We start from the raw sequence: 24644 nt of genomic DNA, 5'->3' as shown, positions 1-24644 counted from the left end.
TATGATGACTTTTATAATGAAAGTCAGGGCGAATATTTCAGTTTATCAAGTATGAAAAATCAATATAAAGTGATTTGGGTTTTTTATAACTTATGGTTAGTCTTAAACGTACTTTTAATATTATATGTCTTTTATAGATTCTACAAGAAAATGATTTTAAAAAAGATCTAATAACTTTTACATTTACATTTTTAATTTTAAACCAATTTTCTTGGAACAAAAAAAACTCTTAATTATTACTTATTACTTCCCGCCAGCCGGAGGCCCTGGCGTACAACGCTGGTTGAAATTTGTAAAATATCTGCCTGAATTTGACGTTCAGCCGATTGTTTATGTTCCAGAAAATCCAACTTATCCTATTGTAGACGAGGGTTTGATCAGCGAAGTATCAGATAAGGTAATTGTTCTTAAAAATAAAATCTTAGAACCTTATCAATTAGCTTCTATATTTTCAAAAAATAAAACAAAAAAAATTGCATCAGGCATTATGCCGAATAAGAAAAAGCAAAGTTTTTTAGACAAAATTTTTCTTTGGGTTCGTGGAAACCTTTTTATTCCAGATGCCCGTGTTTTATGGGTAAAGCCCTCTGTTTCTTATTTAGAAAAATACATTAAAGAAAACAATATAGATACTATTGTTACGTCTGGCCCGCCACACAGTTTACATTTAATTGGTTTAGAATTAAAAGAGAAATTGAATGTAAAATGGTTTGCCGATTTCCGCGATCCGTGGACAACTATTGGTTACCATAAATCTTTGCGTTTGTCTAATTACGCAGCAAACAAGCATAAAAAGCTAGAACATAAAGTGCTTAATGCTGCCGATACTATTATTGTTACCAGCAAAACTACAAAAACTGAATTTCAGGCCATTACAAATAAGCCAATTTCGGTTATTACAAATGGTTACGATATCGAAAATGTCGAAAAACAGACTTTAGATACCAAATTTACACTGGCACATATTGGTTCGTTTTTATCCGATAGAAATCCTCAGTTTTTATGGGAATGTCTGGTAGAATTATTAAATGAAATTCCAGATTTTAAAACGCATTTAGAAATAAAATTAATTGGAGCAGTAAGTCAGGAAGTACTAGATTCTGTTGCTCATTTTATGCTAAATGATTATTTGAACCTTTTAGGATATGTTTCGCATCATGAAGCCATTGCGCATCAGAAAAAATCTCAGGTTTTACTTTTAATCGAGATTAATTCTGAAGATACAAAAAGTATTATTCCGGGGAAATTATTCGAATACATGGTCTCAAACCGTCCAATAATTGCCATTGGCCCGCAAGGTTCTGACTTTGCCGATATTATTAAGGAAACAAATACTGGAGTATTTTTTGATTATTCTGAAAAAGCGAAATTAAAAAGTGTAATTTTGGACTTTTATAATCAGTTTTTAGAAGGTAAATTACAGTCTTACGGCGTTGGTTTACAACAATATTCCAGAAAAAACCTAACGAAACAATTAGCGCAGCTGATTAAAGAATAATAATCCAAAAATCTAAAATCTGAACTCTACAATCTAAAATTAAAAATGGGTATTGTCTTAAATCAGTCTTTCAAAAACACCATCATAACTTACATTGGCTTCGGTATTGGGGCTATTAATACGCTTTATTTATATCCAGTTTTTTTAGGGGCAACTTATTATGCATTAACCAATTATATCTTATCTGCAGCAAACGTAATCATGCCTTTGTTTGCAATTGGAATGCAAAATACGCTGGTCAAATTTTATTCGCAGTATAAAACAGAACAAGAAAGAGAACAGTTTTTATCTTTTACGGCATTATTTCCAATTCTAATGTGTGTTCCACTCGGAATTATCGGAATCTTTTTCTTTGATGACATTACGGCTTTCGTTTCCAAAGAAAATCCAGTTGTAAAAGAGTTTATGCTTTTAATTCCCTTTATAGGAATTTGTATGGCATATTTTGAGATTTTTTATGCATGGGCAAGAGTACATATGCATTCCGTTTTTGGCAATTTTATAAAAGAAGTTGGTCTTAGATTGTTTTCTTCTTTTGCTTTAGTAGGATTGTATTTTCATTGGATTTCTTTGGTAGAATTTGTTTATGTAACTGCAGCTATTTATTTCCTTGCATTTTTAATAACCATGTTTTATGCTTTTTACATCAAGAAGCCTAAATTTCAGATCAACATTCCACAAAACGTAAAAGACGTAATGGAATATACTTTTTTCATTATTCTTTCTGGAAGTGTTGCCAATTTACTTTTAGACGGAGATAAATTGATGCTGAATCAATATATGAAAATTGAGAATATCGCTTATTATTCTGTAGCGACTTACATTGCTTTGGTAATTTCTGTTCCGAGTCGTGCGATGCATCAGATTGTATATCCGATTACAGCAAAATTAATGCACGATAACAAACAAGAAGAACTGAATACTTTATACAAGAAAACCTCGATTAACCTGCAGTTTGTGGGAGGTTTTGTAATGCTGTGTATTTTTGTAAACATCAGCCAGTTGTACGAATTGGTTCCTAAAGAATACAGTGGAGGAATTCCGGTTGTATTTATGATCGGAATGTCTAAATATTTTGATTTGATTTTGGGGAATAATAATGCCATTATTTTTAATACTAAATACTACCGAATGGTTTTATATTTAGGATTGCTTTTGGTGTTTTTAACCTTTGTTTTAAATATGATCTTTATCCCGATTTGGGGAATATTTGGATCTGCGTTTGCGACGTTATTATCGATTACTTTATATAGTTTAGCTAAACTGCAATTTGTGGTTAAAAAACTGCATCTTTATCCGTTTACAAAGCAGACAGTACATTCTATTCTCTTAACCTTTGCATTGTTTTTATTGTTTTACTTCTGGGAATTCCCATTTTATCAATTAATAAGTATTGCTTTAAAATCGATTTTAGTAACCATATTGTATATCTATTTAAACTATAAGTTTAAAATATCTACAGATATCAATACAGTTATTGATTCACTTTTGAAAAAGATAGGAGTTAAAATTTAATAAGACTTTTCGATAAAACAGTCCGTAATTTAAAAATCACATCTTATTTGTTTTTATATTTGTTAGAAAGGGTAATCAACTTATTTCTAATAAAATATGAAAAAAAGATTAGTTTATTTTCTAGCGTTCTTTATTGTATTGTTTTCTTCTGCAACTTTTGCCCAGCAAAACAAATCGCAAGACACAGTAAAAACTGAAAAATTAGTCAAATTAAAAGGATATCCAGTAAATCCTTTTAAAGACACGTTATTTTATGTATACAATAAAGTAGGTTCTTTTGCTGCAGAAAACAGGGCAAATACTATTACAGAAAAGATTAGAAAACTTTACGAAGATTCTTTTTTTGAAAAAGACTCCATCAGGATTGTACCTTCAGAAATTACTCAGGACATTGTTTACAAAGACGATTTTGTTATCATGTCGATTTTGGATATTGACGGCAAAGTCGAAAATCATTCTGCTGTTTTTATTGCAAAGCGAAATTTAGCTTTAATCAAAAAAGCGATTATTTATCAGAATGAAAACCATTCACAGCTTCCAAAAAGATTAGGATATACAGCACTTCTCATTTTTATTATTGGGTTTGTTCTGTTTTTAGCCGGAAAGATTTTCAGTAAAATAAAAGTTTATATTTTAAAAAACAGCGATAAGTATTTTAAAGGTTTTAATTATAATACAATAAATATTCTTTCGCCACAGAAACAGCAATTTGTTGTAATGCGATTTTATGGATTCATTAAAATTGTAACTTTTATTTTGATTGTTTATTTTTCTTTACCAATATTGTTCAGCATTTTTCCCGCTACAGAAGATTATACAACCACTTTACTTCGCTGGGTTCTTACACCTGCAAAAGTTGCTTTTATGGGATTTGTGGGTTTTCTGCCAAGTTTATTTGCCATAATTGTTATTATTATAATATTTAAATATACCTTAAAAATTATCAAATTCTTTTTTGATGAAATAAAACAGGAAAACATAAAGATAGACGGTTTCTACAGCGACTGGGCAATGCCAACTTTTAATATCGTTCGGTTTTTGATGTTTGCTTTTATGCTGGTGATTATTTTTCCGTATCTGCCAGGTTCGGATTCTACTATTTTTAAAGGAGTTTCGGTATTTGTGGGTATTTTATTCTCTTTAGGTTCTTCTAATGCAATCGCTAATATGGTTGCAGGATTAGTAATTACGTATATGCGTCCGTTTAAGATTGGTGATTTTATAAAGATTGGAGATGTAAGCGGAGAAGTAATCGAAAAAACGGCTTTAGTAACCCGAATAAGAACACCAAAATTTGAAGATATTACGATTCCTAATGCTACCGTATTATCCAGTACTTCAACTAATTTTTCTGCAAATACAAAAGAAGCTACAAATGGTTTACTAATTCATACTACCGTTACAATTGGTTATGATGTACCGTGGAAAGACATTCACAAAGCCTTGATTGCAGCTGCGTTGAAAACAGAAATGACAGAGCAGACACCGCCTCCGTTTGTGCTTCAGACAAGTTTAGATGATTTTTATGTTTCTTATCAAATTAATGTTTACACTAAAGAACCCACAAAACAGCCAAGGATTTATTCGTCGCTGCATCAAAATATTCAGGATTCTTTTAATGAAGCAGGAATTGAAATTATGTCACCGCATTATGGTGCATTGCGTGATGGCAACAAAACTACCATTCCAGAAAATTATCTTGACAATAACTATGAAACTCCTCCGTTTGTATTTAAAGACAAAAGTTAACAATCTGATTTTATAGCTTTTGTACTATAAATTTAACAGTTGTTTTATATGCAGTTAATACAATAAAAACTAAATTTATATTCTCAAATTATTAACACTTTTTTGTTTCTGTTAAGAATAAAACATAAAATCACTAAAAGCAGGTATTGCAAGATTGATTTTTCTTACTTATTTTTGCTGAAATTAACAAGTAGAAAAGTATTATAATTTATAATATAGAAATTAATTTAAAATTTTAAGCTTATGAAAAGGAGACTACCAGTGAAGGAGCAGAGCTTACAAGTATTTTCTAATATGATATCAAAGAAGATTCATAAAGGTTTTACACTTGAAGAAAGAAACGACGAATTTCTTTTTGCTGTTTTGTCTAAAGGAGGAAAAGCGGTAAACCACGGTTTAAATTTTATGATTTTTTGCCTTACGTTGGGCTTATGGTCATTTGCATGGCTTTATCTTACTTTAGAAGCATCAAAAGAAAAGAAAATATTAGTTGCAATTGATGAAGACGGTTTTCCATTTGAGGAAAAATGTTTAGTAGCGTAAAAATTTAAAATTCCAATTTTTTAAATACCAAATTCCAATTTTCTGATATTACTTTTTTAGAAAAGTGTTTTCGAAAGAATTGGAATTTGGTATTTAAAAAATTGGAATTTCTTTTTAAAGTTTATCTTTCAAATAAATCCCGGTTACAGATTTCTTAACCTTCACAATATCTTCAGGAGTTCCTTCGGCTAATAAATGACCGCCGTTTTCACCACCTTCAGGTCCAAGATCTATAATCCAGTCGGCACATTTTATTAAATCAAGATTATGTTCAATAACAATAATCGAATGTCCTTTTTCTATTAAAGCATCAAAAGAAGCCAGTAATTTTTTAATGTCATGAAAGTGAAGACCCGTTGTTGGTTCATCAAAAACAAATAAAGCTTTATCTTTTGTTGCGCCTTTTACCAAAAACGAAGCTAGTTTAATACGCTGCGCTTCACCGCCAGAAAGTGTAGAAGAAGATTGTCCTAATTGTACATATCCTAAACCAACATCCTGAAGTGGCTGTAGTTTTTGAGTAATTTTTGTCTGTTTGTTTTTTTCGAAAAATGCAATGGCATCATCAATAGTCATCGTTAAAATGTCATTGATGTTTTTATCATCAAAATTGATTTCTAAAATTTCTTTTTTGAAGCGTTTTCCGCCACAAGTTTCGCACGGCAGTTGCACATCGGCCATAAAGACCATTTCAACGTTTATAGAACCTTCTCCTTTACAAGTTTCGCATCGGCCTCCATCAACATTAAAAGAGAAATGTTTAGCCTGATAACCTCTTATTTTAGATAATTTCTCTTTGGCATACAAATCACGAATATCGTCATACGCCTTAATATAGGTAACGGGATTAGATCGTGAACTTCTTCCAATCGGATTCTGATCTACATATTCAATATGTTTAATCTGCGAAAAAGAACCTTTTATGTCGGTAAACTGACCTGCTTTTTCGGAGGCGTTTTCCAGTTTTTTCTGCATGGCCGGAAACAAAATTTTCTTAATCAAAGTACTTTTTCCACTTCCAGAAACTCCTGTTACAACAGTAAGAACATCTAGAGGAAAAGTAACATCGATATTTTTAAGATTGTTTTCGCGTGCACCAATGATATCAATATGATTTTTATATTTTCTGCGTTTTTTAGGAACCGAAATTTCTAAATCTCCGTTAAGATATTTCGCTGTTAAAGATTCAGATTGCAGGATTTCGTCGTAAGTTCCCTGCGCGACAAGATTTCCTCCAAAGGTTCCGGCTTCGGGTCCAATATCAATAATCATGTCGGCAGCTTTCATGATATCTTCGTCGTGTTCTACCACAATTACAGTATTTCCTAAATCACGAAGCGAAAGCAAAACTTTTATCAAACGTTCAGAATCTTTTGGGTGCAGACCAATACTTGGTTCATCCAGAATATACATCGAACCCACCAAACTACTTCCGAGAGAAGTTGCAAGGTTTATACGCTGCGATTCTCCACCAGAAAGTGTTGCAGAATTTCTATTTAAAGTAAGATAATCCAAACCAACTTCTGTCAGGAACGACAAACGATTGTTGATCTCGATCATTAAACGTTTTGCAATTTGCTGTTCGTAAACATCCAATTCGATATTTTTGAAAAAAGTAACCAAATGTTTAATTGGCAAATCAACTAAATCAGAAACAGTTTTGCCGTTTATTTTTACATAAGAAGCTTCAACGCGTAAACGTTTTCCGCGACAGACATGGCATTTTGTTTTTCCGCGGTAGCGCGACAACATAACACGGTTCTGAATCTTATAATTTTTTTCCTCTAATTCCTTAAAGAAGTCGTTAAGACCTTGAAAATACTGATTACCTTTCCAAAGTATATCTTTTTGGTCTTCAGAAAGTTCAAAAAATGGTTTGTGTATCGGGAAATCAAATTTGTAAGCATGTTTTACCAATTCGTCTTTGTACCAGCTCATGCTGTCACCTCGCCACGGATAAATAGCGCTTTCAAAAACCGAAAGCGATGTGTTTGGAATTACCAAATCGGCATCAATACCAATTATATTTCCGTAACCTTCGCAAACCGGACACGCTCCGTAAGGATTATTAAAACTGAATAAATGTACGTTGGGTTCTAAAAAAGTGATTCCGTCTAATTCGAAATTATTAGAATAAGAAAATCTTTTATCTGAGTTTAATTCCTGTAGAAAGCAAATTCCTTTTCCTTCGAAAAAAGCGGTTTGTACGGCATCTCCCAAACGGTTGTAAAATTCTTCTTCTTCCTTAACAACAATCCTGTCAATAACAAGAAGAATGTCTTTATTGTCTAATTGATGAAGATTGGCACCTTCAAATTCATCCAGACGCACCATTTCGTTATTGACCAAAATACGGGCAAAACCTTGCTGTAAAAGCACTTTTAGTTTGTCTTCGAGCTGACGTCCTTCTTCTAAATGAATAGGCGCTAATAAAAGCCATTTGCTGTCAAGTTCTAATTTTTTCACATCAGAAACTACATCAGTTACGGTGTTTTTTTTGACTTCTTGTCCCGAAATAGGCGAGTACGTACGGCCAATTCTGGCGTACAGCAATTTCATATAATCGTAAATTTCAGTCGAAGTTCCAACAGTAGAACGAGCGTTGGTTGTGTTTACTTTTTGCTCAATCGCAATTGCCGGCGCAATACCTTTTATGTATTCTACTTTTGGTTTGTCTAAACGTCCCAAAAACTGACGCGCGTAAGAAGATAAACTTTCTACGTAACGGCGCTGTCCTTCAGCATACAAAGTATCAAATGCCAAACTCGATTTTCCTGAGCCGGAAAGGCCAGTAATTACAACAAGTTTATTTCTTGGAATGGCTACATCTACATTTTTTAAATTATGTACCTGCGCTCCTTTAATTATTATATTATGTTTTGGGTCTAGTGTAGAAAGATCAATCTGCATAAAAAAAATCAATTTATACAAAAGTAATCAATTTTGAATTGAGTTTTGTTAAGGACATTGTTCCAATTTGTAACAGTATTTGTCTGAACAGCTGGGTTTTTGGTAGTATTGTAATCTTGTCACCCTGAGCGGAGTCGAAGGGCGCTCCAATTGGCACGGGGCTTCGACTTCGCTCAGCCTGACAAAGATTACGAATTATTGTTACGGAATTTCTAGTGCGATTTCTCCTCCGTCGAAATGACAATTTTGCATTTGATCCCATTTTTTTAGCTATGTGTTAGAAATTAATTACATTCTAAACAGCTCATATAATCATAAAATAAGCTATTTTAGGACTGTTTTTACATTAAATTAATACTGCCAGAAATTTGAAAACTAAAATTACTTTACTGTTGCTTTTATTGAGCACGATGCTATTTTCGCAGGAGTTTCCGCCAATTGTTAAGTATTCTTCGGCTGTTTACGGTGCGGGAAACCAGAGTTGGATGATTTCTCAGGACGATCAGAATTATTTGTATTTTGCTAATAATGAAGGGCTGCTGGAATATAACGGAACAACTTGGCAGCTTTATCCTGCGCCAAACGAAACGATTATTCGATCGGTTAAAGTAATTGGAAAGAAAATCTACACGGGCTGTTATATGAATTTTGGCTATTGGACAAGACAGTCTAATGGCAAGCTAAAATATACTTCGCTGAGCGATACGATTAAAAGTAAAATTTTAGATGACGAGCAGTTTTGGAACATTCTGAAATACGATCAATGGATTTTATTTCAATCCTTAAACCGAATTTATATTTATGATACTAAAACTGGAAAATTTAAAATCATTGCGCCTAAAAATGGCGTTATAAAATCGTTTGCTGCCAAAAATGCAATTTATTTCCAAACCATAAAAGAAGGTCTTTTTGAGATTGAAAGCGGTAAAGCAAAGTTAATTTCTGATAACCCGATTCTGAAAAAGTTTACGATTGTAAATGTTTTTCCGATTGATGATGGTTTGCTGATTCAGACGCAGTTGGATGGGATTTATACTTTAATCGGAAATACTTTAACGCGTTTTGCAACTGATGTGGATGCAGAATTAAAATCGAGTTTTGTTTACAGCAGCCAGATGCTGAAGGATGGAAGTTTTGCTTTGGGAACGGTTTCTAACGGAATTTTTATTTTATCGGATTCTGGGAAATTAAAGTATCATATTTCGCAGAGCAAAGGTTTGAGTAATAATACGGCTTTGTCACTTTTTGAGGATAAAGACCAAAATCTTTGGGCAGGACTTGATAATGGTATTAATTGTATTAATATTCAATCGCCTGTGCATAGTTTTACGGATGATACAGGAGTTTTAGGAACGGTGTACGCTTCGGCAGTTTTTAACGGAAATTTGTATGTAGGGACGAATCAGGGATTGTTTTATAAGCCAAACCAAAGCAATACTGAGTTTAAATTTATAAACGGAACAAAAGGACAGGTGTGGTCGCTTTTTGTATATGATAATACGCTTTTCTGTGGACACGATTCGGGTACTTTTATTATTTCGAATGATTCGGCCAGAAGTATTTTTTCGGCTTCGGGAAGCTGGAAATTTGAGCCTGTTCCAGGAAATAAAAACCAGCTTTTACAGGGAAATTATTATGGAATTTCGGTTTTAGAAAAAATAAACAATCAATGGGTTTTCAAAAATAAGATTTCGGGTTTTGATTATTCTTCTCGTTATTTTGAAATCACTACTAATTTTGATGTTTATGTAAGCCACGAATACAAAGGAATTTTTAGATTAAAGCTGGATAAATCTTTAGCCAAGGCTCATGGTTTTTATACTTATAAATCGCCGTTGAAAGGAAAAAATGCCAGTTTAACCAAATTCAATAATGCTATTTATTATGCGTACAAAGGCGGTATTTTTAAACTAAATCCTAAAACAAAACTTTTTGAGAAAGATGCTTTGTTAAGTTCTATTTTCGAAAAAGACGAATATACTTCGGGGAAGCTTATTGTAGATAATTCGAATAAAATCTGGCTGTTTTCTAAAAACTACATTCATTATTTTTCTGCCAGTAAATTGAGTAATCAGTTGAAACAAAATGTAATTCCGATTCCATCATCGCTTACCAATTCGATGCAGGGATTTGAGAATATTACGCAAATTTCAAAATCAACGTATTTAATCGGAACTACAGACGGTTATTATACTTTAAATATTGATGATTTAAGTTTTAAAAATTATAATGTTTTAATAACCGATATCAGCATCAACAAACAAAATGAAGCTTTAAGAAATGTTGATATTCTTAATGAGGAAAGCTTTCATGCAAATGAAAATAATATCACCATAAATTATACGGTTCCCGAATACAACAAATACATCAATTCTGAATACCAATATCTGCTCGAAGGTTTTCAGAACGAATGGAGCGAATGGAGTACAAAAGCTACGGTGAATTTTAAAAATCTTTCGCCGGGAAAATACACGTTTAAAGTTCGCGCGAAATATGCCAATACAATTCTGCAGAATGATGCCGTATATACTTTTGTAATTTCTAAACCGTGGTATTTGACCAATTTGGCTTGGTTTATTTATTTCCTGATTATGGTTGCCGGCGCATATTTTATAAACAAAGCGTATCATGATTTTTATCGCAAGCAGGAAGAGAAATTAATTGAAGAGAACAATTTGTTATTAGAGATTAAAGAACTCGAAAATGAACAGCAATTAATGAAATTAAGAAATGAACAGCTTTCGCTTGACGTTGATACTAAAAATCGAGAACTGGCAGTTTCTACAATGAGTTTAAACAGTAAAAATGAATTGTTGAGTTTTATAAAAGAAGATTTAAAGAAAACCAACCAAAACGACAGCAGTAATATTAAATCGGTTATTAGTACGATCAACAAAAATATAACAGAGGAAGATTCCTGGAAAATCTTTAAAGAAGCTTTTGATAATGCCGATAAAGATTTCTTAAAAAGAATAAAACAACTGCATCCTTTATTAACGCCAAACGATTTACGACTTTGTGCGTATTTGCGATTAAATCTTTCTTCAAAAGAAATTGCACCGCTATTTAACATTTCGGTACGAAGCGTTGAAATAAAACGATACCGTTTGCGTAAAAAAATGGATTTACAGCACGAAATCGGTTTAGTAGAATATATTCTGGCTGTATAGGACAGCAAAAAATCACTCAAAAAAACTATACATTACCTCAACATTAACTTTTTGTTGGGGTTTTTTGTTGTATTTGTTAAAGAAATTAACATTCTGAATTTATAGTTAAATAAGGATATATTTTACGAAATCCGTATTTAGAGCTTATTTTTTTTAGGATGTATGTTTTTTGTTGAGGTTAATTTTAACGTATTCTTAAGTGGAACGGATAATTTTATCTTTCAATAAAAACTAACTAATTATGAAATCTAAATTATTACAAATGGTATTGTTGCTGTTTACATCTTTTGCATTTTCGCAGAATATAGATGTAAACGGAACTGTACTTGATGGCGCAGGTTTATCATTACCTGGCGTGAATGTAAAAGTTAAAAATTCGTCGCAAAGCACAACCACCGACTTCGACGGATCTTTTAAATTATCTGGTATCCCAAAAGGAACCACAATTGTATTTAGTTACATTGGTTTTCGCACGCAGGAAGTTGTAGTGTCGGGCCAGAAAGTAACTGTAAAAATGGCTGATGATGCTAAATCATTAGAAGAAGTTGTTGTTATTGGTTATGGTAGCCAAAAAAAGAGAGAAGTTACAGGAGCTGTAGCGGTTCTGGACAGTAAAACATTAGATGTTTTAAGACCAACCAGAATTGAGCAGGCTTTACAGGGAACTATTTCTGGTGTAAACGTAACCACACAATCGGGTTCGCCGGGTGCACCGCTGGATATTAAAATTCGTGGTATAGCTACGAATGGAAACAGCGCGCCTACCGTTATTATAGATGGATATGTTGGAGATTTAGGAATCCTTAATCCAAACGATATCGAAACAATTACGGTTCTTAAAGATGCTCAAGCGGCTATTTATGGAACAATTGGAGCAAACGGAATCATTTTGATTACGACCAAAATGGGTAAAAAGAATTCTAAAACTAAAGTTACTTTTAATAGTTATGCAGGTTTTCAGGAAACGTCTAGAAAATTACCAACGCTAAACGCTACAGAATATGCACTTTTATTAAACGAAAGTTATGCTAACGGCGGTAAAGCACTTCCTTACCCAAATGTTAGCGGTTTAGGAAAAGGCACGAACTGGCAGGATGAAGTTTTTAAGAAAGGAGTTCCAATCATTAATAATGATTTGACTATTTCTGGAGGTTCAGATAAAATTACCTACTCTATAAGCGGTTCACACTTAGATCAGGAAGGTATTATTGGCGGAGACAAATCAGGATTTCTTAGAAATACAGCAAGAATTGGTTTAGGAGCTGATTTGAGCAGTAAAATTAAATTGAAAACGAATGTAATCTATACTTATTTTACAAGAAATACATTGAATGAAAATGGTCTTGGATCTGTTTTATTTAATGCATTAAACGTTCCGGCAACATTAAAACCTCATGATGAAAACGGCGATTTTTCTTTAGTGCCAAGTACTACAGGATTAGGAACAGAAATTATAAACCCGTTAGCACAAATTGCAAATACGTATAACGATTATAATTATAAAAAAATAAACGGAAATTTTGGTTTAGATTATAAAATCTTCAAAGGATTTACATTGTCAAGTTCAATAGGTTTTAATACTTCAAACAGCGAATCAAAAACATTTGCAAAACAAATCAGCTACGGAGGAAAAGTATTTGATGTACAAAGAAGTACAGTTACGCAAGGTGCAGTAAATGATAATAATTATTCGTTTGACCTTTTTGGAACTTACAATACAAAAATCTTAGAAAATCATAACATAACAGGAACTCTTGGTACTACTATCTTTAAAGAATATGGTAACGGACTTACTGCAACTGGTTATGATGTTCCGAATAATTCTTGGGAATTTGCAGATATTTCTTTGACAAAAGGGATTTCTGAAACGCTTACAAACACTTCTTACAACTACGATCAAAGAAGACTTTCTTATTTCGGAAGACTTCAATATGATTACAAAGGGAAGTATTTGTTTTCTGCCATGATCAGACGTGATGCTTCGACTAAATTTGGTCCAGGAAACAAAGTAGGTTATTTTCCTTCTTTTACAGCGGGCTGGGTAATTTCTGACGAAAGCTTTTTTGGAGAATCTAAATTCTTGAATTTCTTAAAATTAAGAGGAAGTTATGGTACTTTAGGAAATGATCAAATTAAAACTTACGGTTATATAGGACTTCTAGATGGTGAAGCTACTTATGTTTTTGATGGTGCTTTATCTAACGGAACGGCACAAGGACAGGTTCCAAATCCTGCTTTGAAATGGGAAGAAGCCAAAAAATTTGATGTTGGTTTGGATATGAAATTATGGAATGATAAACTCTTTATCGTAGCGGATTATTTTATTGATACCAGAAAAGATTTATTAATACCAACTATTCCGGTTTCTGGAATTACAGGTATTGGTGCACCGGGAGCAAGTTCTCCAACTGTAAATGCAGGAACGGTTAGAAACTCAGGTTTGGAATTTGCTATAGATTACAAAGAAAAAATTTCTGATTCATTCTCATTGAGTTTAGGTTACAATGTAACTTTTCTTAAAAATGAAGTGTTAGAAGTAAATAACGGAACTGGGTTTATGGAAGGTGGAAACTTTGGAGTTGGACAACCTGCAGCTGCACGTATGGAAGTTGGAAAACCATTAGGATATTTTTACGGATATAAAGTAGATGGAATTTTTCAGAACCAAGCAGAAGTTGATGCACATCCGTCTCAATTGGCTTTAGGAGCAAATGCATCGCCTGGAGATCTTCGTTATGCAGATATAAATGGTGATGGAGTTATTGATGCTAAAGATAAAACGAACATCGGCGACCCGATTCCGGATGCTACAATGGGATTCAATTTACAAATGAATTATAAAAACCTTGATTTTGCTGTTTTCACATTTGCTTCTGTAGGAAACGATATGGTTCGTAATTACGAAAGAACACTTTCTGATGCCAATCGTTTAAACTATGTTTTAGACAGATGGACAGGTGAGGGAACAAGCAACTCAACACCAAGAGTAACAACAGGTGCAACTGCAAACAATGTTTTATCTAATTATTTTGTAGAAGATGCATCTTACATCAGAATTCAAAATGTACAATTAGGATATACGCTTAATTCAGCAGTATCTCAAAAAGCCGGAATCTCAAAATTAAGACTTTACGCAGGTGTAAATAATCTATACACATTTACCAAATACAGAGGTTTTGATCCGGGGGCTTCATCAGGACCTCAAAACGCAGATAATGTATCTCGTTCTCCTATTGGAGCCGGAATTGATTATGGATTTTATCCAGTGCCAAGAACCTATTTATTGGGCTTAAACATTAATTTTTAATTTCAATTAAAATGAAAAAATATTTTATTACAACGTTAGTAGCGATAACAGTACTTTCGACCGTAACGACCTCTTGTTCGGACGAGTTTGTTGATCCTACTCCAGCATATTCTATTGACTCCGAGAATTATTTTAATTCTAAAGCAGATTACGATAACGCTTTGATTGGTGCTTACGATTTATTGCAATCTTCTTATGTAAATGTTTTATTAGGAGAAATTGCCTCAGACAATACTTTGGCAGGAGGAGAAAGCCCAACAGACGTTATTGGTTTTCAGCAGATAGACGACATGATTCATACGCCGACAAACAGTAATCTTAGAGATATCTGGAACTGGATGTTTGCAGGAGTTCAGAGAGCAAATTATATTCTTGAATTTCAGAATAAAACCGATTTTACAGGAAAAACACAGCTAATTGCCGAAGCACGTTTTCTGAGAGCATACTACCAGTTTGAGTTAGTAAAATGGTTTGGTGGTATCCCGATGAAAGGAGATGCAAGGTTCAAAATTGGAGATGAAACGACAGTGCCTCGTTCCACAACAGCAGAAGTTTACGCTTCTATCGAAGCAGATTTAACTTTTGCAGCTGCGAATTTATCTCCAATTGCTGCTCAAAAAGGAAGAGCTACAAAAGGTGCTGCACAAGCCTTATTAGGAAAAGCGTATTTGTATCAAAATAAATTTGCACAAGCAGCTACAACTTTACAAGCCGTAATAAATTCAGGTTCTTATTCTCTGGTAACAGATTACAATTCAATGTTTGAAATGGCAGGAGAAAACGGAGTAGAATCGGTTTTTGAAGTACAATACACAGATATCGAAGGAGCAGGATTTGGATGTTTACAATGTAGTGAAGGTAACGTTGCGGTAGGTTTTAGCGGTGTTAGAAACTATACAGGACCAATTTTTTCTTCAGGATTTAGTTTTAATATCCCAACAAAAGAATCTGCAGATGCTTTTCCAGCCGGAGACAAACGTAAAGACGTTGCTATTCTGGACATCGCCGCTTTTGCAGCAGCAAATGCCGGAGTATCTTACGGAAAAGGAAATGAAGACACAGGTTACTTCAATAGAAAATATCTTCCTCGTAAAAGAAGTGCTGCAGCAGCCGGAGATTTAAACTTAACGAATCCGAACAATTACAGATCAATTCGTTATGCTGACGTTTTATTAATGGCAGCAGAAGCGTATAACAGAGGCGCAATTGACGACGGAAAAGCGAGAGAATATTTGAATCAGGTAAGAAGACGTGCTTTTGGAGACAATAACCATGATGTTGCAGTTTCTGGAGCAGCACTTACAGATCTTATTTATGCTGAAAGAAGATTGGAACTTTTTGGAGAAGGACATCGTTTCTTCGATCTAGTTAGAACAGGAAAAGCAGTAGGAACAATTCCTGGTTTTAAAGCTAATAAAAACGAATTATTTCCACTTCCAATTGAAGAAATTCAGTTTGCAAACGGAAACTGGGCACAAAATCCTGGATATTAAAAAATAGCAATTATGAAAAAAATATATTTAATAATAAATCTTTTCGTCTTAGCAACGCTGATAGCTTGCTCAAGCGATACTCTGGATGTTGATTTAGATGGCGCAGCTTTACCGGCTAACGTTTCGGCACTAACAACAGTTACACAGGATAATACCGGAAAAGTAACTTTTATACCTAAAGGAGATGGTGCAACGCAGTACCAAATAAATTTTGGAGACGGAAGTCCGCTATCAGATTTTATTCCATCAGGAGGAAATATCGTTCATACGTATAAAGAAGGAACTTATAAATCGAAGATTATTGCAATGAATGTTAACGGAAAAACTACAGAAGCAGATCATGATGTTGTAGTTTCTTTTAAAGCTCCGGAACATTTAGTAGTTACAATAGAAAGTGATTTATCTGTATCTAAAAAAGTAACCGTAAAAGCAACGGCAGATTTTGCCTTGTTTTATGAAGTTTATTTTGGAGAAACAGGAAAACCAGATCCTATCAAAGTAAACAACGGCGAATCTGTTTCTTATACGTATCAGGAAGCTGGAGTTTACACGGTTCGTGTAGTTTCTAAAAGTGCAGCAATTAAAACAACAGAGTATACTGCACAAGTTACTGCAAAACTGATTGTTTCGCCAACTGCATCGGCACCAACGCCGCCAAACAGACAAGCGGCAGATGTAATCTCAATTTACGGTTCTAAATACACGAATGTAGCAGGAACTAATTATTTCCCAGATTGGGGACAAGCAGGACAAGGAAGCAGCTGGGCAGAATTTGATCTTAATGGAGATAAAATGCTAAATTATATCAAACTTAGCTATCAGGGAATTGCTTTGGCAGACGGTGTAACAATAGACGTTTCTAGCATGGAATATCTACACATGGATGTTTGGACAGCAGATTTAGCAAAAATTGAAACTTCTCTAATCAAACCGGGACCAGACGAAAGACCAGTTGTAAAAGATCTTACAGCCAATCAATGGACAAGTATTGATATTCCGATTTCTGCATTTACAAGTCAGAACAATTTTAGTGTTGCAAACTTATTCCAGTTAAAATTTGTTGCAAAACCTACAAACGGAGGAACAGTATTTATAGACAATATCTATTTCTACAAATCGCCGGCAGTATCAGTATCATTGCCTTTTGATTTTGAATCTTCGGCATTAACTTTTGCATGGGGTGGTTTTGGTAATGTTAATGCTTCTGTAGTAGCAAATCCAAATAAAACCGGATTAAATGTTTCTGATAAAGTAGTGAAATTAGAGAAAAAATCAGGAGCAGAAACCTGGGCAGGAGCAAGTTTAGACTTAGAAACTCCATTTGATGCTAATAAAGGAACAAAAGTAAAAGTAACCGTTTGGTCACCAAAAGTAGGAGCTGATATCTTATACAAAATGGAACTTTCTACATCTCCAAAAGATGGAAACGGAAATCCAAGCGTAAATTTTGAAGCACACGCTACAACAACTGTAGCAAATGCTTGGCAGGTTTTGACATTTGATCTTTCAGCTGCACCAAACTTTAATGCCAGCATAAAATACGACAGAGTAATCTTATTCCCAGACTTTGGAGTTGCAGGAACTGGAGTAGATTATTACTTTGATGATATCAAACAATCCAATTAAAAGAAGAAATCATGAGCAAAAAAATAATTATAAAAATAGTATCCTTATTTACGATTCTCTTGATGATGGGTTGTCAAAAAGACGATTTTACATTCGGTGCAATCGATTCACCTTCCAATCTTCAGGTAACTGCAGAAATCATAGGTAAAACAGCCGGAGATCCAACCGGAGACGGATCTGGAACAGTAAAATTTACTGCCAAAGCAGACAATGCTATATCATACAAATATGTATATACCGACGGAACCACAGATAATGCTCCAAACGGAATAACTACAAAACGTTTTACCAAAACGGGAGTAAATACCTATACAGTAACCGTAATGGCTTCTGGAAAAGGTGGTGTAGCAAGTGTTGCCACTATAGAGGTTACAGTAAAAAGTAACTTTAGTGACGATCAGGCAGTACAACTGTTAACTGGCGGAACATCTAAAAAATGGTATTGGGCAGCATCAGAAGTTGGACATTTAGGAGTTGGACCAAATGATGGTAATGCGGAGAAAAATTTCATTCCGGATTATTACAGAGCAACACCTTTCGAAAAAGCAGGTTCGCCATCAAGCAGCTGTTTATACGAAAATGTATTAACTTTTTCTCTTGTTGGAGATCAGTTGAAATATGAATTGGATAACGGCGGTGCAACATTCTTTAATAAAGATTTTGCAAGCGTAGCAGGAGCAACTCTAACAGAAGATGGTTGTGTGGCTTATAACGCAAAAGGAGTTAAAACGGTTTTATTAAGTCCATCTGAATCAGTTGTAATGGCAAATCCAAAACACGCTGAGCAAACAAGAGGAACTACAATGAATTTCTCAGACGGAGGATTTATGGGGTATTATATCGGACAAAGTTCTTATGAAATCTTATCGATTACAGAAAACAGAATGACCGTAAGAGCAGTAATGGGAGGTAATCCGGCATTGGCATGGTACCATACTTTTACAACTGTAAAACCAAATCAAAATACCGGAACAACAGATTATACAAAGTTAGTTTGGTCAGATGATTTTAATACAGATGGCGCACCAGACCCAGCTAAATGGGGTTATGATTTAGGAAACGGAGGTTTTGGTAATAACGAACAACAAAATTATACCAACTCGGCAACAAATGTAATTGTACAAGGCGGCATGCTTAAAATTACGGCTAAAAAAGAAGCATCTGGAGGATCTAATTATTCTTCGGCAAGACTTAAATCAGAAGGTAAATATGCTTTTACTTATGGTAAAGTTGAGGTGCGTGCCAAACTGCCAATTGGCGGCGGAACATGGCCGGCTATCTGGATGCTGGGAGCAAATTATGCAACAAACGCTTGGCCTTCTTGTGGAGAAATAGATATTATGGAGCACGTTGGAAACAGCCAAAACCTAATACACGGCACACTTCATTATCCTGGACACTCAGGAGGAAGCGCCAATACAGGTTCTAAAACAATAGCAAATGTTTCTACAGAATTCCATATCTATAAAACAATCTGGAGTCCGGAAGCACTAAAAATTTATGTAGATGATGAGTTAATTCATTCCGTTCCTAATGATGCAACTTTACCTTTTAACAAAGACTTCTTCTTAATTTTGAATGTAGCAATGGGAGGTAATTTTGGCGGTACTATTGATCCTGCATTTGCACAATCTTCTATGGAGATTGATTATGTAAAAGTATATCAATAAGGTTAGATTAATTAGTAACAATGAAGATAGAAGGTCAGTTTCGGCTGGCCTTCTTGATTTTAGAAAACGTAACAACACTATGAAAAAAATATTTATAGTATTAATGATAAGCAGTTTTTGCTTTGCACAGCAGCAAAAAAGAAAACTAGTTTGGGAAGAAAACTTTAATAAAAAAAGTTTAAACGAATCTTTTTGGAATTTTGAACTAGGCGATGGATGTCCAAATCTATGCGGCTGGGGAAATAACGAAAGGCAGATTTACACCACAACCAACCATGAATTTAAAGATGGAAATCTGGTAATAGAAGCCCGTAAAGAAGGAGAAAAATACACCTCGACCAAAATTACTACAAAAGGGAAAAAAGAATTCCTGTACGGTAGAATAGAAGCCAGAGCAAAACTACCCGTTGGTCATGGTTTATGGCCGGCATTCTGGATGCTGGGAGCTAATATTGATGAGGTAAAATGGCCAAAAACAGGAGAAATTGACATCTTAGAATACATAGGCAGAGATCCGCATATGGTTTACACAACCCTGCATACACAAGACAGCCACGGAAATACAATTAATACAAAAAGAACAGCATTTCCAAAAATCGAAGAAGGTTATCACGTATATGCAATAGAATGGGACAAAGACAAAATTGAATTTTTTGTAGATAAAACATTAGTTTATACCTTCAATCCACCAGTTAAAAATGACGATACTTGGCCATTTAATAAGCCATTTTACATTCTAATAAATTTAGCTATTGGAGGAAATTTTGGCGGACCAGACGTAGATGATAAAGTACTGCCTCAAAAATATTATGTTGATTACGTACGCGTGTATCAATAAAAAAATGAAAAATTTTAAGAAATAAATTCAAAATAGACATAAATGCTATTTAATTGCTTAGTTGTAAGTTATTTATGTCTATTTTTTTATTGTAAAAATATACTGTAATTTGAATTATTTTAGTATATTTAATGTAAAGTTTAAGTTTAATTGACATTAATTAATGTTTTAGTATCAATTATTATTCATTTTATTTGCTTTTTAAAATATTAATTTGTTAAATTTGGTCACAATATTAACATAACTCAAAAGATACGCCTATATCACAAAACTACTTTTTAGAAAAAATTACTCCAAATTTTAAAACAGAAACTAAAAAAGTAGTACTATGGCTGATCTGCATATTCCAGACGCTCTATTAGTTAAAAATTATGTTGACGGCAACGAAAGTGCTTTAGCAACATTAATAAAGAGACACGAATCTAAGATATATGGTTTCATATATTCGAAGATTTCAGATAGAGATATTTCAAATGATATTTTCCAGGATACCTTCATTAAAGTAATTAAAACTTTAAAAAGCAACTCTTATAATGAAGAAGGTAAATTCCTCCCTTGGGTTATGCGTATTTCTCACAACTTAATTGTAGACCACTTTCGCAAAACCAAAAAAATGCCCATGTATAGAGAAACCGAAGAATTTTCGATCTTCTCTATCATGTCTGACGATTCTTTAACTATCGAAAATAAAATGATTGTAGATCAGGTAGAAGTTGATCTTAAAAAAATCATCGAAGAACTTCCGGAAGATCAAAAAGAAGTATTAGTAATGCGCATGTATCAGGATATGAGTTTCAAAGAAATCTCAGAACTTACAGGTGTTAGCATCAATACAGCATTGGGCAGAATGCGTTATGCGCTAATGAATTTAAGAAAAATAATTGACAAACATCAAATTATTTTAACCAACTAATACTATTTTAGATAATACCTCGTTATACTAGTATAAAACATTTTGAAAGTATGGCGAAAATTTACTCTAAAAAAGCATTAGCTTCTAAAGATTTAAAACCTAAAAAAGAAGTTGTTTCTTTTTTACTAAATTATTCACAAGCGTTAAAGGTTGTGAAAATTGAAGATAAGAGTTTTGAAATTATAGCTAATTAAACAGCCCCACTACTTTTTGTCGGATGTTTATTTCAAAAGAAAACCAAATGGTCGTTTTGGTTTAAGAGCTCACTATTTGTATGCAAATACAGATAGTGAGTTTTTTATTTAGGTTATTTTTAAAACCTAAATTTATTACTTCAAAGAAAGCAGAAACGTAATCATAGTTTTTATGCTCATTTTTCTCCAACAATCATTTTGTAATAATAATATCGTTTAATATTGATATTTAGTAAGTTATTGTTTATGATATTTAAAACAATAAGTTTTATAGAAAAAATACCGTTATTTTATTTGTGTATTCGATTTTTAATTTTATTTTAGGTAAATAATTATGTTGTTTTTAAAAAATAATAATTAAAAAGATATTTATAATGTAAATATTGTTAAAAAGGTATTTATTTGTAGGTATAATTGAGAAAGAGAAAAAATGAAGTTTAACCAATAAATTATTTAATATGATAAAAAACTACTCTAATTAATGTTCAGTTTGATGAAATTTTAAATCTTATAAAAGATTTAGAAATCAGTGCAGTTACTCAAAAATTGCGTAAAAGATAAAACCCAAAAATCTATTTCAACAATCAAACTTAATCTATTATGAACATAAAATATATAATCTTATCAATACTATTGGTAAACGTTAGTGTATATTCACAAAAAGAACAAATAAAAGAAGCACAAAATGCTTTCGAAAAAGGAAACTCTCAGGATGCAATCGGAATTTTAACCAAAACCGAATACCTTATTCTTAATGCACCAGATGAAGATAAATCTGATTTCTATTTCTTAAAAGGAAATGTATTAAAAGATTTAGCGACTAAAAATATTGATGCAGCTAATAACTTTACGCTGGCATCTCAGTCCTATCAGGATGTAATTTTATACGAAAATGAATCAGGTAAATTTAAGTCGAGTATAAAAGCAAATATTGCATTAAAACAAATGAAATCAAGCCTTGTAAATGGTGCAATGGACGATTTTAGGGCTGGAAAATATAAAGAAAGCGCAGAAAAAAGTTATAAGGTTTATTTGTTTGACAAAAAAGATACACTTAACTTATTTAACGCCGCTGCCGCATCTTTAAACGCAAAAGATTTTGACTCGGCAATTAAGTATTACGAGCATCTTAAAAAAATTAACTTCTCAGGAAAAGGCGTTCTTTACTTTGCGACAAATAAAAAATCAAAAGAAGAAGATCTTTTTATTTCTCCTAAAGCGAGACAAGCTGCTATCGAGACTGGACTTTATGAAAAACCTAGAACCGAGTCTGTTCCTTCTAAAAAAATGGAAGTAAACAAAAACCTGGCGTATTCTTATTTAGAAAAAAATGACTTACCAAAAGCAGAAGCAACTTATAATTCGATTTTAGAGATGGATCCTAATTGCCTGGATGCTTACATTAATCTTGCTTATGCAAAATTGCAATCTAAGAAAGCTTTAGTAGAGCAGATAGATGCTTTAGGAAACAGCAAAAAAGAAATGCAGGAATATGATAAATTAACTGCAAGAAAAGATGATATAACGAGAAGTGCAATTCCGTATCTTAAAAAAGCACTGACTATAGAACCTAAAAATGGAGAAGCAACAAAAACACTTCTAGGAATTTATAGATCTCTTGATATGACAGCAGAATATAATTCTCTGAAAGCAGGGATGTAGGTTTTTTTTGAGGTTCAAAGGTTCTAAGTTCCAAAGGTGCTGAGGTTTTTTTGAGGTGCTGAGGTTCTAAGGTGCTAAGAAATAAACTTTATAAATAAGAAAGCCGAAGATAAATCTTCGGCTTTCTTATTTATATCAAAATTGGCTGCGCCAATTTTATGCAAACTCTAAACTCTAAACTTTCGTCATTTCCTCAATAATAGATTTTTTTCCGATTGTTCTGGTGATAATATCTTTTTCTAAACTCCAGCCTCGTGCAGGCGAATATTCACGACCGTACCAGATCATCTGAAGGTGTAAATCATTCCAGGTTTCTTTTGGAAATAACCTTTTGGCATCTTTTTCTGTTTGAACCACATTTTTTCCGTTTGAAAGATTCCATCTGTACATCAATCTATGAATATGTGTATCAACCGGAAACGCTGGAACTCCAAAAGCTTGTGACATAACAACACTCGCTGTTTTATGACCAACAGCAGGTAATTCTTCAAGAGCTTCAAAACTTTGCGGAACCTTTCCGTCATGTTTATCAATTAAAATATGCGATAAACCATGAATTCCCTTAGATTTCATTGGAGACAATCCGCAAGGGCGAATAATTTCCTTGATTTCTTCCACCGACATTTTAATCATATCATACGGATTATCAGCCTTAGCAAAAAGTAAAGGTGTAATCTGATTTACACGAACATCTGTACATTGCGCAGAAAGTAAAACAGCAATTAGTAAAGTATAAGGATCTTTATGATCAAGAGGAATAGGTATAGTAGGGTAGAGTTCTTTTAACGTATTTATAACAAATTGTACGCGAGCTTCTTTATTCATTTCCGTAATTTTAATCCCGTAAAAATAGTGAATTAAGTTAAGAGTTAAGAGTTGTAAATTAGGAGTTATAAATTATAAGTTTAACAATTCGCTCTCCTGCAATCCCGAGACTTCGGGACAAAACCTTGTAGGTATAATCTAAGTTCAAAGTAAACACTAAGCATGATAAAATGTTATCATTGTTTATAAAAATAATACCTGCAAGGTTTTAAAAACCTTGCAGGAATCTAAAATCAACAATCTAAAATCTAAAATAAAAATATGATTACACTAAAAAAAGGAGATAAAGCACCAAATTTCTCAGGAACAGATCAAGACGGAAACACACATAAATTAGCAGATTACGCAGGAAAAAAATTAGTAGTTTTCTTTTATCCAAAAGCAAGCACGCCGGGCTGTACGGCAGAAGCATGTGATTTAAGAGATAATTTTGAGCGTTTTAAAGCGAATAATTACGAACTTCTTGGAGTTAGCGCTGATAGTCAGAAAGCACAAGGGAAATTTAAAGACAAATACGAATTTCCTTTTCCGTTAATAGCCGACGAAGACAAAACCGTAATCAATGCATTTGGAGTTTGGGGACCTAAAAAGTTCATGGGAAGAGAATACGACGGAATCAACAGAACAACTTTCGTAATCGACGAAAACGGAATTATTGATGAAGTAATCGAAAAAGTAAAAACAAAAGAGCACGCTGCGCAGATTTTGAAATAGTTTTTTGTTTCAAGTGT

General features: G+C 33.4%; 16 protein-coding genes. 14 read left to right on the top strand and 2 right to left on the bottom strand.

Translation table 11 applies throughout. From position 1 onward, the window contains the following. Positions 1-211: 211 nt before the first annotated feature. The 4 genes from EV144_RS05230 (at position 212) to EV144_RS05215 (ending at position 5305) form a co-directional block, all read left to right on the top strand. The gene (locus tag EV144_RS05230; RefSeq protein WP_134146795.1) at positions 212-1498 is read left to right on the top strand and encodes a glycosyltransferase family 4 protein; all 1287 of its coding nucleotides are present in this window, start codon (positions 212-214) and stop codon (positions 1496-1498) included. 45 nt (positions 1499-1543) lie between these two features. Continuing rightward, the gene (locus tag EV144_RS05225; RefSeq protein WP_134146793.1) at positions 1544-3013 is read left to right on the top strand and encodes a lipopolysaccharide biosynthesis protein; all 1470 of its coding nucleotides are present in this window, start codon (positions 1544-1546) and stop codon (positions 3011-3013) included. A gap of 96 nt (positions 3014-3109) precedes the next feature. Further along, positions 3110-4762: a mechanosensitive ion channel family protein gene (locus EV144_RS05220; protein ID WP_134146791.1), complete on the top strand. Its 1653-nt coding sequence runs from the start codon at positions 3110-3112 to the stop codon at positions 4760-4762. Between the two features lie 243 nt (positions 4763-5005). Next, a complete protein-coding gene (locus tag EV144_RS05215; protein WP_243854617.1) occupies positions 5006-5305 on the top strand; it encodes a hypothetical protein in 300 nt (99 codons plus the stop codon). Positions 5306-5419: 114 nt separating this feature from the next. Here the strand turns inward: EV144_RS05215 and uvrA are convergent, their stop codons facing one another. Beyond that, positions 5420-8215, bottom strand: a complete 2796-nt coding sequence (gene uvrA, locus EV144_RS05210; protein WP_134146789.1) for an excinuclease ABC subunit UvrA — start codon at positions 8213-8215, stop codon at positions 5420-5422. 410 nt (positions 8216-8625) lie between these two features. Between uvrA and EV144_RS05205 the strand changes: the two genes are divergently transcribed. The 9 genes from EV144_RS05205 to EV144_RS05170 all read left to right on the top strand — a co-directional run bounded on the left by EV144_RS05205 (position 8626) and on the right by EV144_RS05170 (position 23088). Next, positions 8626-11385: a triple tyrosine motif-containing protein gene (locus EV144_RS05205; RefSeq protein ID WP_134147542.1), complete on the top strand. Its 2760-nt coding sequence runs from the start codon at positions 8626-8628 to the stop codon at positions 11383-11385. Positions 11386-11626: 241 nt separating this feature from the next. Then, entirely contained in the window at positions 11627-14692 is a 3066-nt protein-coding gene (locus tag EV144_RS05200) for a SusC/RagA family TonB-linked outer membrane protein (RefSeq protein WP_134146787.1), read from the top strand. A gap of 11 nt (positions 14693-14703) precedes the next feature. After that, positions 14704-16185 carry a RagB/SusD family nutrient uptake outer membrane protein gene (locus EV144_RS05195; protein ID WP_134146785.1) on the top strand — a complete coding sequence of 494 codons (1482 nt, stop codon included), beginning with the start codon at positions 14704-14706 and terminating at the stop codon, positions 16183-16185. A 12-nt stretch (positions 16186-16197) separates the two neighbouring features. Next, positions 16198-17811 (top strand): hypothetical protein, encoded by a 1614-nt coding sequence (locus EV144_RS05190; RefSeq protein WP_134146783.1) that lies wholly within the window; start codon positions 16198-16200, stop codon positions 17809-17811. An 11-nt stretch (positions 17812-17822) separates the two neighbouring features. Beyond that, the gene (locus EV144_RS05185) at positions 17823-19481 is read left to right on the top strand and encodes a family 16 glycosylhydrolase (protein ID WP_134146781.1); all 1659 of its coding nucleotides are present in this window, start codon (positions 17823-17825) and stop codon (positions 19479-19481) included. A 79-nt stretch (positions 19482-19560) separates the two neighbouring features. After that, on the top strand, positions 19561-20319 hold the full coding sequence (locus EV144_RS05180) for a family 16 glycosylhydrolase (protein WP_134146779.1): 759 nt from the start codon (positions 19561-19563) through the stop codon (positions 20317-20319). Positions 20320-20647: 328 nt separating this feature from the next. After that, positions 20648-21232 (top strand): RNA polymerase sigma factor, encoded by a 585-nt coding sequence (locus EV144_RS05175; protein WP_134146777.1) that lies wholly within the window; start codon positions 20648-20650, stop codon positions 21230-21232. A 50-nt stretch (positions 21233-21282) separates the two neighbouring features. Further along, positions 21283-21426, top strand: a complete 144-nt coding sequence (locus EV144_RS24095) for a hypothetical protein (protein WP_166670537.1) — start codon at positions 21283-21285, stop codon at positions 21424-21426. 600 nt (positions 21427-22026) lie between these two features. Further along, positions 22027-23088, top strand: a complete 1062-nt coding sequence (locus tag EV144_RS05170) for a tetratricopeptide repeat protein (protein ID WP_134146775.1) — start codon at positions 22027-22029, stop codon at positions 23086-23088. Between the two features lie 174 nt (positions 23089-23262). Here the strand turns inward: EV144_RS05170 and EV144_RS05165 are convergent, their stop codons facing one another. Next, a complete protein-coding gene (locus tag EV144_RS05165) occupies positions 23263-23913 on the bottom strand; it encodes an endonuclease III domain-containing protein (protein ID WP_134146773.1) in 651 nt (216 codons plus the stop codon). Between the two features lie 261 nt (positions 23914-24174). On the opposite strand from EV144_RS05165, the gene bcp reads away from it, so the two are divergent. Further along, positions 24175-24627, top strand: a complete 453-nt coding sequence (bcp, locus tag EV144_RS05160) for a thioredoxin-dependent thiol peroxidase (protein ID WP_134146771.1) — start codon at positions 24175-24177, stop codon at positions 24625-24627. Positions 24628-24644: the final 17 nt, after the last annotated feature.

Source organism: Flavobacterium sp. 270 (assembly GCF_004368785.1).
Taxonomy (GTDB): Bacteria; Bacteroidota; Bacteroidia; order Flavobacteriales; family Flavobacteriaceae; genus Flavobacterium.
Note: the sequence above shows the minus strand (reverse complement) of the source record. Positions and strands in the feature narration are given on the sequence as shown.